This window comes from Pseudomonas sp. SDO5271_S396 (assembly GCF_054071795.1).
The window spans coordinates 75,476-91,901 of record NZ_JBSVWB010000004.1 but is presented as its reverse complement, the minus strand read 5'-3'; the positions used below and the strand labels follow the sequence as shown (position 1 = coordinate 91,901).

General features: G+C 65.1%; 11 protein-coding genes. All 11 read right to left on the bottom strand.

Annotated elements, in window-relative coordinates; genetic code table 11:
- Window positions 1-14: 14 nt before the first annotated feature.
- From ACW9IN_RS04860 to tagH, 11 genes are read right to left on the bottom strand one after another with little or no spacing between them, the layout of a single operon-like run.
- On the bottom strand, window positions 15-1,724 hold the full coding sequence (locus tag ACW9IN_RS04860; protein WP_457364814.1) for a formylglycine-generating enzyme family protein: 1,710 nt from the start codon (window positions 1,722-1,724) through the stop codon (window positions 15-17).
- Window positions 1,717-2,901 (bottom strand): ABC transporter permease, encoded by a 1,185-nt coding sequence (locus tag ACW9IN_RS04855; RefSeq protein ID WP_457364813.1) that lies wholly within the window; start codon window positions 2,899-2,901, stop codon window positions 1,717-1,719. The genes ACW9IN_RS04860 and ACW9IN_RS04855 overlap by 8 nt, the downstream gene beginning before the upstream one ends.
- A complete protein-coding gene (locus tag ACW9IN_RS04850; RefSeq protein WP_457364812.1) occupies window positions 2,901-3,605 on the bottom strand; it encodes an ABC transporter ATP-binding protein in 705 nt (234 codons plus the stop codon). Before ACW9IN_RS04850 ends, ACW9IN_RS04855 begins: the two co-directional genes overlap by 1 nt.
- Window positions 3,605-6,613, bottom strand: coding sequence for a serine/threonine-protein kinase (locus ACW9IN_RS04845; protein WP_457364811.1), 3,009 nt, complete (start codon window positions 6,611-6,613; stop codon window positions 3,605-3,607). The genes ACW9IN_RS04850 and ACW9IN_RS04845 overlap by 1 nt, the downstream gene beginning before the upstream one ends.
- A complete protein-coding gene (locus ACW9IN_RS04840; RefSeq protein ID WP_457364810.1) occupies window positions 6,610-7,329 on the bottom strand; it encodes a PP2C family protein-serine/threonine phosphatase in 720 nt (239 codons plus the stop codon). Before ACW9IN_RS04840 ends, ACW9IN_RS04845 begins: the two co-directional genes overlap by 4 nt.
- On the bottom strand, window positions 7,330-7,983 hold the full coding sequence (gene tagF, locus ACW9IN_RS04835) for a type VI secretion system-associated protein TagF (RefSeq protein ID WP_457364809.1): 654 nt from the start codon (window positions 7,981-7,983) through the stop codon (window positions 7,330-7,332).
- The gene (gene tssM / locus ACW9IN_RS04830) at window positions 7,980-11,480 is read right to left on the bottom strand and encodes a type VI secretion system membrane subunit TssM (protein ID WP_457364808.1); all 3,501 of its coding nucleotides are present in this window, start codon (window positions 11,478-11,480) and stop codon (window positions 7,980-7,982) included. The genes tagF and tssM overlap by 4 nt, the downstream gene beginning before the upstream one ends.
- Window positions 11,477-12,766: a DotU family type VI secretion system protein gene (locus ACW9IN_RS04825; protein ID WP_457364807.1), complete on the bottom strand. Its 1,290-nt coding sequence runs from the start codon at window positions 12,764-12,766 to the stop codon at window positions 11,477-11,479. Before ACW9IN_RS04825 ends, tssM begins: the two co-directional genes overlap by 4 nt.
- A gap of 6 nt (window positions 12,767-12,772) precedes the next feature.
- Complete coding sequence (gene tssK, locus ACW9IN_RS04820) at window positions 12,773-14,107, bottom strand: type VI secretion system baseplate subunit TssK (RefSeq protein ID WP_457364806.1); 1,335 nt, start codon at window positions 14,105-14,107, stop codon at window positions 12,773-12,775.
- 18 nt (window positions 14,108-14,125) lie between these two features.
- Window positions 14,126-14,635 carry a type VI secretion system lipoprotein TssJ gene (gene tssJ / locus ACW9IN_RS04815; RefSeq protein WP_457364805.1) on the bottom strand — a complete coding sequence of 170 codons (510 nt, stop codon included), beginning with the start codon at window positions 14,633-14,635 and terminating at the stop codon, window positions 14,126-14,128.
- Between the two features lie 58 nt (window positions 14,636-14,693).
- Window positions 14,694-16,046, bottom strand: a complete 1,353-nt coding sequence (tagH, locus tag ACW9IN_RS04810; protein ID WP_457364804.1) for a type VI secretion system-associated FHA domain protein TagH — start codon at window positions 16,044-16,046, stop codon at window positions 14,694-14,696.
- Between the last annotated feature and the right edge of the window lie 380 nt (window positions 16,047-16,426).

The window sequence follows — 16,426 nt, the reverse complement described above, 5'->3', positions numbered from 1 at the left end:
CATACAGCCAGCGATCATCGCTGTCCGCTCGCTGCGAGCAATTCCTTCAAGATCGTTGCCGGGTCGGCCCGCTGTTGCTTGCGGTAATTGCCGACATGGCGAACGAACAGTGTTGCGCGCGTCACCAGGCTCTTGCCGAGCACCGGTTTGCGATCCAACTCTTCCTTGATTCGTTGAAACTGCGCCTGGATCACCGCATCGGTATAACGCGTGCCGGTGGCCAGGTTGTCGATGTAGATTGCCACCGCACCGTCGAGGGCGCTGCGACCATTCTCGATGGCCATGGCGAACAGCTGCGCGCTGGCCTCGTCCTTGTTGTCGATGGCCTGCTGGCGGCTCTTCTGCAAGTTGGCCAGACGAATGTTGTAGTTGCTGATGGTCTCGGCCACCAGTGCCGCCGACTGAATCAGGTTGCCCGCCGCCTCTTCGCGTTGCTGGGCGATCAGCGAGACATTGCGCTTGAGCTCTTCGTTGACCAGCCCCAGCTCGGCTTGCAGCTTGGGATCGACACTGGCGGCGATGATGCTGTCCAGGCGCTTGGTCGGGTCCTGGGCATCGTCGATGGCGTCGGTCAGCGAGGCCAGGCGCCCCTCTTTCTGCCATTGGGCGAACAGCTCCTTGTAGCGCGAACGCGGTGCCGACAGCGCACCGATGGCCACACGAAAACCGGTGGTCTCGTTGCTCTGCTCGGTGCCGTCAGCGGCGAACAGCGGGTACTCGCGGCGCATGCCGGTGAACAACGTGCCCTCGCCTTCGAGGTAGTTGCCGCCCTTGACCACAAATCCGCCATAGGTGCCCTGGCGACGACCGGCGTGTACCAGCTGGAAGGACTCCTGGACCATTTCCGCCGCGTTGCCGATCACGTCGAACATCCCGATGGGATTCGGCAACTTGGTGCCGATGGGCATCAGCCGCGCGGCCTGGCCGGTGCCGCCGGCAACCTGGTTGAACACCGCGTAATCGGCCAGCGGGCCGTCGCTGTCGCTGCCCTCGGCGCGGCGCGGGAACAGGCGCCCTTCCAGGTCCTGACGGCTGACGGCCTGGCCGCCGCGCGCGGCGAATTCCCATTCCACCTCGGTGGGCAGGCGCACAAAACCGATGCCGCCATCGTCCGCCGACGCACCACGCCCGCTCACGGGCAGCAGGTCGCGGTGGTACTTCATCAACCAGGCGCTGTACACCGCCGAGAAACGCTCGGCCTCGAAGCGCGAAAGTTTCACCTTGGGCAAACGCGCTGCCATACCCGTCGGCACATCGCACGCCGGCGCGGGCTCGCCACTGGCCAGGGACTGCGCCTGGGACATCACCTGGGCATATTGGCGAGCGGTCACTTCGTACTTGCCGATGAAGTACAGCATCGGCTTGAGCGGGGTCTTGGCATCGGTCTTCGGCATCAGCGGCGCGATGACTTTGCTCCAGTCCTTCGGCAAGTCCTTGAGGGTGAACTGGCCGTTGATGAAGTCGCGACGGTAGCCGGAAATGAACGACTGCTGATAACCCGCCTCACCTTCGGCGAAGGGATAGCCCAGGCTGATTTCGCGGTCATCCAGGGTGCCCTGGGCCAGCACATAGGCGTAGCGGAACACCATGTTGCCTTCGCACGGCAACGGCAGGCTCACATCACCGTCCAGGGGCTTGGGGTTATCGAGCTTGTCACTCGCCTCGTCGGCCCAGGCCATCGACGCCAGGGTCAGCGCCACACAGGCGCCCAGTAACTTATACATCTCTGATTCCTTCAGAAGCCTGGATCCGCGCCACTCGCCAACCACCACAGGCTGCCGCCACGGCACTGACGCCGAGGATCGCAACCAGGGCCAGGCCATAATGACGCGCCAGCAGGTGGCTGGCGTACTCGCCCGGCACCTGCACGAACAACTGGTTCAACGCAGTCTCGGCCAAGCCATACAGCCCGGCACTGAGCACGGCGGCAAAACCTGCGCTGTACAGCGCCTGCAACACCACAAACAGCAACAGCCCACCGGTGGAAAACCCCAGCAGGCGCAACACCGATAGCTCCCGGCGTTTGCGCGCCACCGCCGCCAGCGCCCCGGCGAAGATCGCCGCAAACGCTCCCGCCAATGCCAACCCGCAGATCACCCAGAACACGATCGACAGGTTGCGGCTCAGCGACTGCACCTGGGCGATGGTTTGCGCCTGGGTCGACACCAACAGGTTCTGCCCGGCGAAATACACCCGCAGCGGCTCCACATCGGTGAGGCTGCGGGCATACAGACGAAACGCCGGATACACCCGCTGTTCCGCCACACCCACCGCTTCGCCGTCCCAACCCAGCGCCGGTACCGCGCGGCCATCGCGATAATCTTCTGCCGCTTCCAGCAGGCCCGGGTCGGCAAACAAACCGTCACGGGCGAAGGCTTGCAGCGGCAGCACCGCCAGCACTTGCACACGCGTGCGCTGGCTCTCCACACGCCCCGCCACCTGCCGGGCAAACACGCTCTCCAGCCAATCGCCAGGCCGCGCCGCGAGCTTTTCCGCGGCGGTGTGGCTCAACACAATCCGGTCCAGCCCGCTGGGCATCGGCAGGCCGTTCAATAACGGATCACCCGAGGCCGTCGGCAACATTTCCAGGGTCAACGTACCCACCTGCGCCGTGGCTGCGATCTGCCGCGTACGCGGTACCGCAAAGGCCACATCGCTGCGCTGGCCGAGCTGCGCGACAAAGGCGCTGCTGAATCGACCACCGCCCAGCGGAATAATTTCACGGGTCGCGGGGTCGGTCTCCAAACGTTCGGTCAAACTGCTAACCAGTCCAAATTTCAGGCCGAATAACACCAGCAACGGTGCGATCACCGCCACCAGCGCCAGCACCGAACAGGCCGACAGCCAAGCGTCATTGCGGTAGTCCTGCCAGGCGAGCGTCCCCACCAATCCGATGCGCATCAGCACGCCTCCCCTAGGGTCGCGGTGACGCCGCCATCGGCATCACGGCGGCAGCTGATGCGGCGCACCTGCAAGCCGCTGGCGCGGGCCAGGGGCTCGTCATGGGTGGCAATCACGCAGGCCGCGCGACGCTCGCGGGTCTGGGCCAGCAACGCCTGCATCACACGCTCGGCGTTCAGCGGGTCGAGGGACGCCGTCGGTTCATCCGCCAACACCAGTTGCGGCGCATGGGCCAGGGCACGCGCGCAACTCACGCGCTGGCGCTGGCCCACTGAAAGCGCCGCCGGTTGCTTGGCCAGTTGATCGCTGATTTCCAGCTGCTCGGCCAGCCGCGTCACGCTGCCGTCATCCTTCAAACCCAACAGTTGCCGGGGCAGGGCGATATTGCCGCGCACATCGAGAAAGCCCAGCAACCCGCCGGTCTGCAACACATAGCCCAGGTGCCGGCTGCGCAACGCGGCCAGGGTGGACTGGCGATCCGCGCGCCACAGCCCACCGATATCCTGCTGATGGAACTCGAATTGCCCCGCCTGATCCGGCGCCAGCACCAGCGCGAGCAAGTCCAGCAAGGTGCTTTTGCCGCAACCGCTCGCGCCGACAATCGCCACTTGCTCACCCGCCCCCAACTGCAACGCCGGGATCACCAGGCTGTAGCGTTGGCTGCCGACACCCCGGCTCTTGTGCACCGCGCTCAGGCTCAGCATTACGGCAACGTCGACAACGGCACGCGGTACAACGCGTCGCCCGGTTCGGCGTCACCGAAACGCACCCAGTTGGCCACGTCGTTGTGGAAGGTTTCGTAGAGGCGGATCTTCGAATCCAGCTCGTCGATAAAGTCTTCCTGTTCGGCCACGCTCAACGACAACCACAAATCCTGGGTCATGTTCAGCGACTTGCTGCGGTACGGCAGGCCCTCCAGGTATTCGCCGAGCAGGCCGCCGTCGGCCAGGTTGCCGCCCTTGCGCAGGGCTTGCGGGTCACGGCTCATGTAGGCCGAAGCACTGGCGATTTCCTGGAAGAAGTCCTTGGGCGAAGACTGGGTCTTGCGCGCCGCATCCACGATCAGCTTCAGCGACTGTTGCAACTCGTTGAGCTGCAACTTGGTCAGCATCACGCACACCTGAAACGCCGGCAACGCCGGGTTGGTCAGGTCGCGGTCGGCGGTCCAGGCGCTGACCAACTGCGGCGCCTGGCTGGCGCTCTTGCGACCGAGGAAGTCCATGTGCATCGCATAGCCGACCGCCGCCGACTTGTCCGCCAGGCTCGGCGCCGCGCCCAGCGTCGGCACCGCCTGCGGCGTGTTGCTGCGCACCTGGTGCACCAGGTCGGCGAACACACTGCCGATTTCATCCACACGCTCCCCCAGCTTGCGCACATCGCCACCCGGTACCGGCGTATAGAGGTCGCCGATCTGCGGGTTGGCGTCGGCGGTGAGGATGCGGTACTGGCTTTCGGCACCGGCGTGGGTTTTCTTGCCGGCATCGGTGCGCAGGTGCAAGGCGTAGATCTTGATCTGCTTGCCCAGCGCCGCCTGGCGCACTTCGGCCTCGTTCATCTGGGTGGCGGCGAACGGATCGTTCTTGCGCAGCGCGCCCGCGTCGGTGACCAGCAGGATGATGCGCCCGCCGTAACCGGACCAGTCCATGCCCTCGACGGCCTGCATCACCCCGGCGAACGCGTCTTCGTTGAAGGAGTGACTGGACACCGTGGACGCCTTGACCTGGCGCGCCATGTCGAGGAAGCGCTGCGGGTCGCGGCCCTGATCGAGGGTGATCAAGGTCTTGGCCACGTAGTCCAGGCCGGGGGTCTTCTTGATGCTGTTGCGAAAACCCACCAACCCGAAACTGACACTGTCCAACTCGCCGCGCTCGGCAATGCGGGTTTGCAACTCATGCACCACGTCGCGCACCTGGTCGATATACGGCTGCATCGACACCGTGGTGTCCACCACCAGCACCACAGCGGTACGGAAGGCATCGGCATTGGCGCTGAGCACCGGCGTGGCCGGTTTTGCCACGGCCTTGCCGGGGTCGATGGACGCCACATTGAGCAACTGCACCGGCTGGCCGTTTTCGTCGAAGCTCTCTTTGGAGTCGAAGATCGGCAGCAGGTAGAACTGGTTCTGCGGCACCGCGCTGGTCGCAGGCTCCAGGGCCAGGATCTGGCTGTTGTCGTCGCTGTTCTTCTGCGCCTTGGCCAGCACGCCTTTGGCGGCAGCGGGATCGGCCAGCAGCTTTTCGATTTCACCGGATTGGCGCAGGAACATCACCGGTGCTCTGCCCGAACGCTCGGTGAACTTGAGCACCAGGCTTTGCTTCCAGTCACTGACCTGAGCCGCCGGCAACCAACCGTCGCTGCGGCCATCGGTGGCAGCACCGACGCGCACCCACGGGCTGCCGTCGATGTCCTTGCGCTGATACACATAGAGCACGGAAAACGCCGGCAGCGCTTTGCCCGGCGCACCGCCCGCCTCGCTGGACAGCTTGGCGCCCGGCTTGCTGAGCACGCGCTGGAACAAGGTCTTCTTGCCGGCCATCAGCAACGGGCGCTGGCCTCCGTCGGTATCTGCCACCACCGGCGGCTTGGCTTCAGGGGGTGGCGCTGTCGGGGTCAGCGGCGTCTTGGGCACCACGACCGTCGGCGGCGGAGCAGGCTCATCGCTGCCGCTGAGCCACCAGTAACTCGCGCCACCGATGGCCAGCGCGACCGCCACGGCCACGGCAGCCAGCGCCAGTACAGGCCCACGGCGCTGCTCGGACACGGCGCGGTGCTGTGTCGGCGTCACCACCGGTTGGCGTACCACAGCGGGTTGGGGTTGGGGCTTGTCGGTGGGAATCTCGATGGATTCCGGAGTGATGCCCGCCAGATCGAAGCTCATCGGGATCGGCAGTGGCCGCACCAGCGTGGCTTCCAGCGCCTCGCTCGGCAAAGTGTCCAGCGCGTGCAGCAGCGCGGCAGCGTCGGGGAAACGTTCCGCCGGGTCCTTGGCCAACAGCTTGCGCAGCACCTCCTGATAACGCCCGTGGTGCACCGGCAATTCCGGCAGCGGTTCGGTCAGGTGTGCCAGCGCCGTCGACAGCGCGTCGGTGCCGGTATAGGGCAGCTTGCCGACCAGGATTTCATACAGCACCACGCCCAACGCATACAGGTCGGCGCGGCCATCGATCTCCTGGCCTCGCGCCTGCTCCGGGCTCATGTAGCTCGGCGTGCCCACGGCAAACCCGGCCTGGGTGAACTGGGTGCGATCGTCCAGGGACTTGGCGATGCCGAAGTCCGACAGCACCGCCGTGCCGTCGGCGCGGAACAGAATGTTCGCCGGCTTGACGTCGCGGTGCACCAGGCCCTGGGCATGGGCGTAACCCAGCGCCGAGGCGATCTGGCGGATGTATACCAGGCCCTGCTCCGGCGTCAGGCCGGCGGCGATGCGCTCCTTGAGCGTGCCGTTGGGCAGGTATTCCATGGCCATGTAATACAGCTCACCGACATTGCCGATGTCGTGGATGGTCACGGTGTGCGGGTGCGACAGCCGCGCCAGGGTCTTGCCCTCGCGCAGGAAACGCTCGCAGAAACTCGGGTCGGCGGCCAGGGCCGCCGCCATCACCTTGAGCGCCACCTTGCGCTCCAGCGAGCGCTGGGTGGCCAGGTACACGCTGGCCATGGCGCCTTCGCCGATCTCGCCTTCGATGTCATAGCCCGGGATCAGGATGTTCATGGCGAAACCTTCACGACAATGGCGGTGATGTTGTCCGGCGCCCCCCGGTTGAGTCCCAGGTGCACCAGGCTGCGCACGATTTCATCCGGAGTGTCGTGGCTGAGCACTTCGCGGATCTCATGGTCTTCGACGGTCTTGTTCAGGCCATCGCTGCACAGCAGGTAGCTGTCGCCGGGAGCGATCAGCAGGTCGACCACCGCCAGCTCCAGCTGGGCTTCGACGCCCACCGCGCGGGTGACGATATTCGCGCGCGGATGCAAGCGCGCATCGGCCTCGCTGAGCAGGCCGCTGTCTTGCAGGTCCTGTACGTAGCTGTGGTCTCGGGAGATGCTTTCCAGCACACCATCGCGCAGGCGGTACAAGCGGCTGTCGCCGGCCCACAGGCACACGCCGCGCAGCCCGCGCGCAGCCAGCAACACCACGGTGCTGCCCATCAGGGTCACGCCACGGTGGGCGGTTTCTTCGCGCACAGCACTGTTGATGCGGATAAGGTCGGTGCGCAGCGCCGCCGTGTATTCATCGAGTGAACGCCCCACCGGCACGCTGCGCAGGCTGTCGACGATCAGGCTGCTCACATAGTCCCCGGCCGCGTGCCCACCCATGCCGTCGGCGACCACCCACAGGCGGTTCTCCGGCAGGTCCAGGCAGGCGTCTTCGTTGACCTGGCGCACCATGCCCACATGGCTCTTGCTCGCGGATTTGTACGTCGCCCCCATCTACACCACACCTTCTTGTCCGAGCAAAAACTGCGCAAAATCGCCGGCGGCAGGCAGGCCCTGACACCGCAATAAACCTGGGGAAATACGTTGCGAACCCCGGCCCCACCAGAGGCTCACACCTTCGCAGGCCTGCTCGGCCAGCGCGGCCAGGCGCCCATGGGGCACGGTGGCCGCCATCCGTTGCAGGCCGGCGAAGCGGCTGTCGACCGCACGCGCCTCGCTGGCCGGCGCACCCAGTTGGTCCACGCCGTCGCTGAACTGCTCGAACGTGGCACCCGGCTCCAGGGTGCTGAGCAACAACTCCTCGGCATGTTCGAACCAGCTGTCCGGCCCGCCGACCAGGGACGCGGGGTTGGTGTCGTGATCGAGCAAGGCAACCACCGCCAACGGAAAATACCGCCCGACCCGGTCGATGCTTGGCATCACCACCCCCACCGCGGCGTCCGGCCCGCACACGCCCGGCGCCAGCACAAAGCGCCACAGCGGGCTGACCAGGTAGGTGTTGAGCCAGTCACCGCCGAGGCTGTTCTGGCTGGCGAGCAAGCCCGCCGCCAGCCAGCTGTCCCACGGGCCGATAAAACTCTGGGGCAAGGCGCGGCTGACAAAATCTCCGCGACTGGCCAACTTGCCGTAGAAACCCAGGGTCGTCATAGCCGCTCCGGCAGGCTGAAGCCGCTGAGCACGCGGCTCTTGAACGGATTGAAGGCACTGTTGGCGCGTAATTCGTAGGCGATGCTCGCACCGTCCACCCGCAGGCGCAGGTTGAAACGGTCCGGTGAGTTCCCGGCAGTGAGGTCTGACTGCTCCAGCAGGCGGAACCAGGCCCACGGCCCGTCCAGGGTCACGCCGGAACGCCCGCTGGCCGAGGGCGGCATGATCGAAATACGCACCACGCCAATGCTGCCGGGGTTCGGCCATTGCATCGCCACCGGGCGGCTCGGGCCGTGGTCGTAGCTCAGTTGCTGGCCGTCGAGGTCGAGCAGGAACTGGGTGATGGTCGGGTCCATCGACACCGGCTTGAGCTCGAAACGCACGATGGGCTGGGTGCCGCCAGCCCGGAAGAACGCATCACGAATCGCCGCCGCGCGCTGGAAGGTTTGCAGCACGCCCGGCGCAATCCCCAGCTTCTGCGCAGCGCCCGGCTGCCAACGCCAGGTCTGCGCCGAGGTGTCCACATACGGTTGCAGGTATTTGCGGAAGTAGTTGTCCATCACCCCGCCCACGCCGAAGAACTGGCCGAAGTCATCCAGCGTGGCGTCCCGCGCACTGCCCGGCGCCATCGGGTAACGCCCGGCCAGGGACTGGCGGTAGACGTTGACCACTTCGCTGACCCAGGCGGCGTTCAACTGGTTGCGCACGCCCCCCATCATGCTGTTGGTGGTGGCGTTGACCACCGACTTGACCATGCCCTGCACCAGCGGCGGCTGGCGCTCGGCGTTCAGGCTGACCCGCGTGGCCGCAGCCGCCGCCTGGTTCTTGGCCTCGCCGAGCAAGGCATCGCCGCTGGCACCGACCATGGCGCTGACCTGCACATACAGCGCGTTCATGTCCGCCAGCAGGCCGTCGATGGCCGCCGGCTCGCCTTCGTTCTTGCTGACGATGCCGTTGAGATCGGCAAAGTGCGCCGTCACCGGATCGTCTGCCGCTGCCGGCGCATTGGCCGCCGGTTGTTCCTGACCCAGCAAGCTGCCCAGACGCTCCTTGAGCTTGTCGACACCGCCTTCCACCGGCACGCCCTTGGCAGCCAGCTGGCGCTCTTCGGCTTGCAGATCGGTTTCCCTGGCCACCGCCACCAGCAGTTTTTTCAACGGCGAGGTCGGGCCGGAAATCACCCGCAGCACATCGGCCGCCTGGGCCACGCTGGTGATAGGTACGAAGTCGATGTCCGCGAGCAGCGCGTCCCACTGGCGCTGGTAGTCCTGGAAGTACAGGCGACGCACGTCGGCGGCCAGGCTCACCACGTTCTGTTGATCCGCCTGTTCGTGGCCCAGCACCCATTGCTCTTCGGCGAGGGTGCCGGTCTGGTTCAGGCTGCTCAACAGAAACGCCTGGCGATACCCCTTGGCGGTGAAGAACCCGCTCAGCGGCTCGCCCAACGGCTTGCCACTCTTGCGGCTGAACACCAGCGCGGCATCACGGCCCGCCGCTTCGTTGAGGCGAAAGTCAGGGATGCCTTCCGGCAGTTTCTGACGCTTGACCCGGTCATACACGCGCTGGGCCACCGGCAGTTGTTGCAGTTGCCGGCGCAGGTCGTCGATCAACCGTGGGTCAAGCCGCGCATTCGGCGGATGGCGCTCGAACAGGGACTGTAAATGCCCGGTCAGTGCCTGGCGCTGGTCAGCCGGCAAGTCGCGCGGCAGGTTGCGGTCCCAGTCCAGGGCAATCCAGGCCTTGATGAAGTCCGGGTCGTAATGCTCGGTGTCGGCGAGCATCAGGTAGGCCTTGAGACCCTCGTAGAGGAAGTCGGAATTGCCGCCGCCATGCAGTTGCTCTTCGATGCGCGTGACCAGCCGCGGCGCGAAGACGGCAATCAGCAGCTTGCGGTAGACACTGGCGGACTCGGCTTCCAGCATGTCGCCCTGATACAACCCCAAGCCTTCGGACCAGCTCGGCGAATCGCCCGCCAGGTGCTTCACCGCATTGAGCAACGGCAGCACGGCAAGCACTTCGCGCTGCGCCGGGCTCAGGCTTTGTACCGCCTGCCCCAGCGGCGCAACCTTCTGGTCGACCTGGGCAATGTAGGCCTGGTTGGCGCGATAACTCACCCACCACAAGCCGCTGACCACCACCACCAGCGCCACGGTCGCGGCGAGTACACCGCGCGCGATCCATTTGCGCCGACGCTCGACCTTGGGGTTCACACCGACCAATCCACGCTCGGCAAACGCGACGGCGCTGAAGAGTTTTTCGATGAAGTAGCTGCGCCCGGTACCGCTCTGGCGCGCCAGGTGCTGGCGGTCCAGGTTCATGCTCTGGGCCATCGCACCGATCAGGCGATCGATCGGGCTGCCTTCCTGGGTGCCGCTGGTGAAATACACGCCGCGCAGTAACACGCGCTCTTCGAAGGCATTGGGCTTGAACACGCCGTCGAGGAAGCTTTGCAGGCAGTCTTTCAACGCGCCGAACTGCTGCGGGAAGCCGTAGATCAGGTCGCGCCGCGCCGGGTCGCGCTCCTGTTGCAGACGCTCCACCAGACGCTCATTGAGGCGCTGCTCCAGCCCGGCAAACTCGCTTTGCAAGTGTGCCAGGGGGCTGTCACTGCTCTTGCCGTCGTCCAGGGCAAAGGTCATGCCCCACACCTGGGCGCGGTCTTCCTTGCTCAGGTTGTCGAAAAACTCCATGAAGCCCGGCACCAGGTCGAGCTTGGTCAGCATCAGGTAGATCGGGAAACGCACGCCCAGCTGGGTGTACAGCTCCTGGATACGCAGGCGGATGGCGGCCGCATGGGCCGCGCGCTCGGCGTCGCTGCCCAGCAACAGGTCGGACAGGCTGATGGCAATGAACGCACCGTCGATGGGCCGGCGCGAACGCTGCTTTTTCAGCAGGTCGAGAAAGCCCAGCCACGCCGCTTTGTCCACCGTGGAGTTGCTGTCCTGGGTGGTGTAGCGGCCTGCGGTGTCGAGCAGAACCGCCTGATCGGTGAACCACCAATCGCAATTGCGCGTACCGCCAACGCCGCGCACGGCGCCGGCCCCCAACTGGGCGGCCAGCGGAAAATGCAGGCCGGAATTGACCAGCGCCGTGGTTTTGCCCGAGCCCGGTGGGCCGATGATCACGTACCACGGCAGCTCGTAGAGGTTGCGCCGCTCATCGCCGCCGAGCTTGGCCTTTTTCAGCAGGGCCAGGGCCTCGTCCATGCGCTGGCGCAGGGTGGAGAGTTCTTCGGCAGTGGCGACACTGTTGGGGTCGGCCGGGGTTTCGGCGGCCAGGCTGCGCATCACTTCGGCGGCTTGCCGGCGGGCCTGGATAATGCGGAACACGCGGTAGGCAATCCACACCGCGAACACCAGGATGATCAGCGCCCAGCGGCGTCCTTCCGGCACCAGCACATCGAGCAGCGGCCCGACGAACCAGATGATCAGGCTCAGGGCGATCAGGCCCAGCAACGGGATCACCCAGCGAATCATGAAACTGAAAAACGCCTTCACTCGACGCCCTCCGCCAATACGGTGATTTCAACCCGACGATTGCGGGCACGGCCTTCGGCTGTACTGTTGGTCGCCACCGGCTCCGTGTCGCTGCGGCCTTCGGCGCTGAAACGGTCGCCCTGGCCAGTCTTGGCCGCGAGGATTTCCAGGACCGACCTGGCCCGCGCCTCGGAGAGCGCCCAGTTGGACGGGAAGCGCAGCGTGGCGATCGGGCGGTTGTCGCTGTGCCCGGTCACGCGCACCTGGCCTTTGACTTTGCGTATCGCATCGGCGATGCGCAGCATCAGCGGCTGGTAGTCATCGACGATGCTGGAGCTGGCGGACGCGAACAGCTCGTCGCCACGAATCGTCACCACGGAGCGGTCGACGGCATCTTCCACCGCCACGCGCCCGGCCTTGATGTCTTCCACCAAAAAGCCGGCCAGGCGTGGGCGTTCGACCACCTTCGGCTGCGCCACCTGGCGGTCGATGGTCTGCACCGGGATTTCGCCCAGGGCATGAATGTTCTTGAACACCGGCTCGGCGTCCGAGGCCAGCTTCATGCGCAGGCCGAACAACAGCGCCAGCAGCAGCGCCAGGCCGATGGCCACGGCGATCCACGGCGGCATGAACTGCGCCAGGCGGTCCCGCGCCACGGTCACGCCGCGCCAGTGCGGCGACAGCTCGCGCTCGTGCTCGCCACGGGCACTGCGGATCGCGGCGGCGGTGCGTTCACGCAGGGCTTCCAATTGGCTGCGCCCGTCATTCATCACGCGGTAGCGGCCTTCGAACCCCAGGCACATGCACAGGTACAACAGCTCCAGCAGGTACAGGCGTTCGCGCGGGCTTTGCAGGCAGTGGTCGAGCAGTTGGAAGACTTTCTCGCCACCCCAGGCTTCGTTGTGCACGGTGATCAGCAAGCTTTGCTTGCCCCAGTCACTGGTGCTGCCCCACGGCGTACTCAGCACGGCTTCATCCAGCGCAGTGCACAGCGCGTAACGGGCCAGCAGCACTTCGTTGCGCGCGATGCCGGCGGCTTCGGCGCGTTCTTCGAACTGGCGCAGGTAGGCCAACAGTTGGGCACGCAGGCTGGCGGGCGCCGGATGGGCGATGGTGTTGCGCAGGCGCGTCAGCAGCGCCAACAGCGGGCCGGCGGCGCTTTCCAGCGGGTTGAGGCCCTGGCTCTTGCCGGTGAGCATCGGCGCGGCCGGCATCGACAAGGGCGCAGGCTCGGCCCGCACGGGCTCTGGCGCCCGGCCACCCGGGCGCGGCATGAACTGGGTGCGTTCGTCATCATTGGGATGCATCGCGGTTTATCCTCGGATCGCCCAGAAGGCCAGGTTCAAGCCCGGGAACTGCCCGGCGATATGGAACGCAAAACCGCCGGAATTGCTGAGCTGCTGCCAATGTTCGCTGCCCCGGTCCAGCTCGTAATAGGTGGAGCCGGCGTGGTACGGCAGTTGGCGCGGCGCCACCGGCAGGGGCAGCAGGCCGATGCCCGGCAGTTGCAGGTTGACCAGGTCGCGGATGTGTTCCACCGAGCCGACCTTGCTCTGCTGGCCGAACCGCGCGCGCAGGGTTTCGCCGGGCACATCGGCCCGTACCACGAGAATGAAACTGGCGTTGTCGATCAGGGTCTTGTCGGCCAGGATCGCCACGTGGATGCCGTAGGCTTTCTCCACAATCGGGATTGGCGTGGCCTTGCTGTCGATCAGCATCGACAGCGCCTCACGCAATGCCGCCATCACCGGAGCGAAGCTCAGGGCCAGGTCGTCGTGCTGGTATTGCGGGTATTCCTGGGGGCGACGGCCTGAGGTGGAGAACGTCGAGAACTCGCCGGCCAGGCTGACCAGTTCGCTGAAAAAGCGCTCCGGGTGCAACGGGCTCAACTGACTGAAGTGCTGGATCAGCGGCTGGGCGCGGTTGACCAGTTGCAACAGCATGAAGTCGGCAATCTCCGAGGCGCCGCCCGCGCCTGACGCCACCACACGACCGGCCAGGGCTTCGCCGCGCTGATGCAGCAGGCCCAGCAGTTCGCTGCGAAACGCCGTCAGCGGTTTGCTCGCGGCCACGTCCAGCACCGGCGGGATGTAAGTGTCATCGAGGACCAGCGCGCGGTCGGCGCGTTTTTCCTTGATGCGCACCAGGCCCACGGCGGCGTAATCGCTGATGCCATCCTGGGCGGTCAGCAGGCGCAAGGCGCGAGAGCCCACGGCCACCGGCGCGCGGTTCTCGAACGGCGCGTTGTCGTCCCGCACTTCGCGCACCTGGCTCACGTAACGCGCGGCGCCGAGGTCTTCGCCATCGTCGACGGTGTCGCGGGCGCCGGCGCGCTTGAGCGGCAGCGCCAGGTAGACCAGGCCGTCGCGCAGGTTGTCATCGATGTTCAGCGGGCTCGGCGCCAAGTCATCCTGGGGAATGTTGAACGGCGTGCCGTCGGGCAACAGGCCACGGGCCGAAACGATCGCCAGCTTGCCCTGGGCCAGCAGGCCCTGGTCGATCAGCAGCTCGGAAAAGCCCCAGGCGCCTGCGGACAACGGGCGGCTGCGGGCGTCGATCAGGTTTTCCAGGTAACGGTCATGCTGCTGGAAGTGCTGCGTTCCGATGAACATGCCTTCCGACCAGACCACGCGATTGTTCCAGGACATGGGGGCTCCGATGACTTCTTATTGGGCAGGGCTGGATGGGGGAACCACGACGTCGGCACGCACGGCGCGCACATCGAGGCTGATCTGGTATTCGGTGTACTGACGCGCAGGCACGTTGATCACCGTTCGCCACTGCGCGCGGTCCAGTTCGCGGTAGCCCACCAACAGCCCGATCTGGCGGGTGGACGGGTCAAGGTCGCGCTGGACGCTCAGTTGCTGGCCGGGCTGCACCATGACTTCATCCTGGTCGAGCAGGTCCAGGCCCAGGGTCGATTGCGCACGGTCAGCCAGTGCGAAGTAATCGGAACGGCTGAAGTTGGCGGCATTTTTCAGTTCGAAAATGCGCACCCGCACTGGCGCGGCCTGGCCGTTGGCAGCGGGGTTGAGCCCGGCAATGGCGTGAAAGTGCAGCTCGACGGCGGCGGTGTCGGCGTCTGCCTCGGCGGTGGCTTCGGGCTTGGCGGCATCCTTGGCACAGGCCGTCAGCAGTAGAAAGGTGGCAACTGCGAGTAAAAACCTGGAAATCATCCTGCGTCCTCAATGACGTATTTAACTATCCGTTGATCCATGGGTGTTGCGGGGTGCGCTAGCGACGCTGTCGTGCGCTGTGCTCTTCGTAGGCCCGGCTGAATTCGCGACCGAACAGGTCCTGAAAGTCTTCCTGGGCTTCGCGGGAAATATTGCTGTAAAGCTCGGTGAACTGCTGCCAGTACTGGGCCTGCCGCGAACCGTTGAAAATGCTCGACAACCCGCCGGGCTTGCCCATGCGTTCTTCCAGCTGGCCCGGTTCAAAACGGCTGAGCAGGTGTTTGATCGCGGCCTCCACGCCCGCCATCACTGCCAGTTGATGAGCGCGCAGGTCGTCGAAACTGTCGCGCACCGCCGCGTCCGGCGCCATGAACGCCTGGTTGCCATGGCGCAGCAACAGCAGCAGGGCTTCATCGGCGTTCGGCGCGAACTTCAAGGGGTTGTTTTCCGCCGGCTGGATCATCGTCTGCTGCATGCGGAACTCGCCCTTGAGGCTGGCGCGGGCACGCAATACGTCGATCAGGCCTTCGACCATCAGCCGGTAACTGCGGCCGATGTTTTCCATCTGGGCTTCGGCTTGCGCGTTGTCCAGGCGCAGCTGGTCGAGGCCCGCACCGCGCAGGAAGGCTTGCAGCAGGTCAGGTTGTCCGGCGGTAACGGCCACCGGGCGCGCGGGCTCCACCACAGGCGGCTGGACGACCGCCACCGGCGGTGACGCAGCAGGCGGGGCCACGGGTGTCGGTGCACTGGCCACCGGCGCCGGTGTGTCGCCAAACAGGTCCCAGTCTTCGGGAATCACCGAGCCCGACACTGCCGGTTTTTCCGCCACAGGCACTGTTACCGGGGTCGGCGGGCGGAAATCGTGTTGTTCGGACGGTACGTGGTCCGCCACGGTCGGCGGCGGCACGGCGGTTGGGCTGAGGAAGTCGAACAGGTCCGGCAGGGTGTCCATCGACGAGGCACCCTGGAACTGCGGCGCGATCACCGGCACAGGCGCGGGTGTGGGCGGGCTCGCCACGGCGCCCATCAGCGCTTCGAAGCTGTTCGGTGATTCGCCGGCAAAGGGTTGGCTTTCAACGGCTTGCACGTTGAAATCGATACGCGCCTGGATTTCGTAGTCACCGATGCGGATCAACTCGCCATCTTGCAAAGGCTCGCTATTACCTCTGCGCAAACGAATACCGGCATTAACCAACTCCACACCGTTGGTGCTGTTATCGGTTAAATAATAACGGCCATCTTTGTATTGAATAACGCAATGTCGAGAGGAGACCAACCGCTCTGGATCAGGCAATACCCAGTCATTATCAGAACTGCGGCCGATCGCCATCGCGCCCTGATTCATGGACTTTTCGGGGCACTGCCCGGGGGTAATCTTGTGATAACTAGTGATAGTCAAACACAGCGACATCTTGCCTCCTTGCTGATACTTCGCGCGCAGTCGATTCCCGGGCAGACCGCTCCCCGAGAAATCCCCACACGGTCGCCTGAACGACCGTCAAAACCTGCCTATGTCAGCATGATCGCTGATCTTAACTGGCCTCCATGACAAAAATCCTGTCCCGGTGCGCCGTCAGACCCACCAGTCGCACAGGTTGTTAAGCACCGCACATCTGTCACAGAGGGCGAATAGCTTACCTTGACAAGGGATAAGTACTACACCAAAAATGCACAACTTCTTGAATACCAGTGATGGCACAGTAGTGGCATCTTACTTATATGACCAAGAAAACATGCAAAGTTCATTACGCAACTAATGCATGAGTTGCCCGGTATCTAACGGGCTGATAG

Coding starts and splice junctions, on each gene's coding strand:
- ACW9IN_RS04850 (WP_457364812.1), bottom strand. CDS start 3,605: ATGCTGAGCCTGAGCGCGGTGCACAAGAGCCGGGGTGTCGGCAGCCAA.
- tagH (WP_457364804.1), bottom strand. CDS start 16,046: ATGTCGCTGTGTTTGACTATCACTAGTTATCACAAGATTACCCCCGGG.
- ACW9IN_RS04845 (WP_457364811.1), bottom strand. CDS start 6,613: ATGAACATCCTGATCCCGGGCTATGACATCGAAGGCGAGATCGGCGAA.
- tssK (WP_457364806.1), bottom strand. CDS start 14,107: ATGTCCTGGAACAATCGCGTGGTCTGGTCGGAAGGCATGTTCATCGGA.
- ACW9IN_RS04840 (WP_457364810.1), bottom strand. CDS start 7,329: ATGGGGGCGACGTACAAATCCGCGAGCAAGAGCCATGTGGGCATGGTG.
- ACW9IN_RS04855 (WP_457364813.1), bottom strand. CDS start 2,901: ATGCGCATCGGATTGGTGGGGACGCTCGCCTGGCAGGACTACCGCAAT.
- ACW9IN_RS04860 (WP_457364814.1), bottom strand. CDS start 1,724: ATGTATAAGTTACTGGGCGCCTGTGTGGCGCTGACCCTGGCGTCGATG.
- ACW9IN_RS04825 (WP_457364807.1), bottom strand. CDS start 12,766: ATGCATCCCAATGATGACGAACGCACCCAGTTCATGCCGCGCCCGGGT.
- tagF (WP_457364809.1), bottom strand. CDS start 7,983: ATGACGACCCTGGGTTTCTACGGCAAGTTGGCCAGTCGCGGAGATTTT.
- tssJ (WP_457364805.1), bottom strand. CDS start 14,635: ATGATTTCCAGGTTTTTACTCGCAGTTGCCACCTTTCTACTGCTGACG.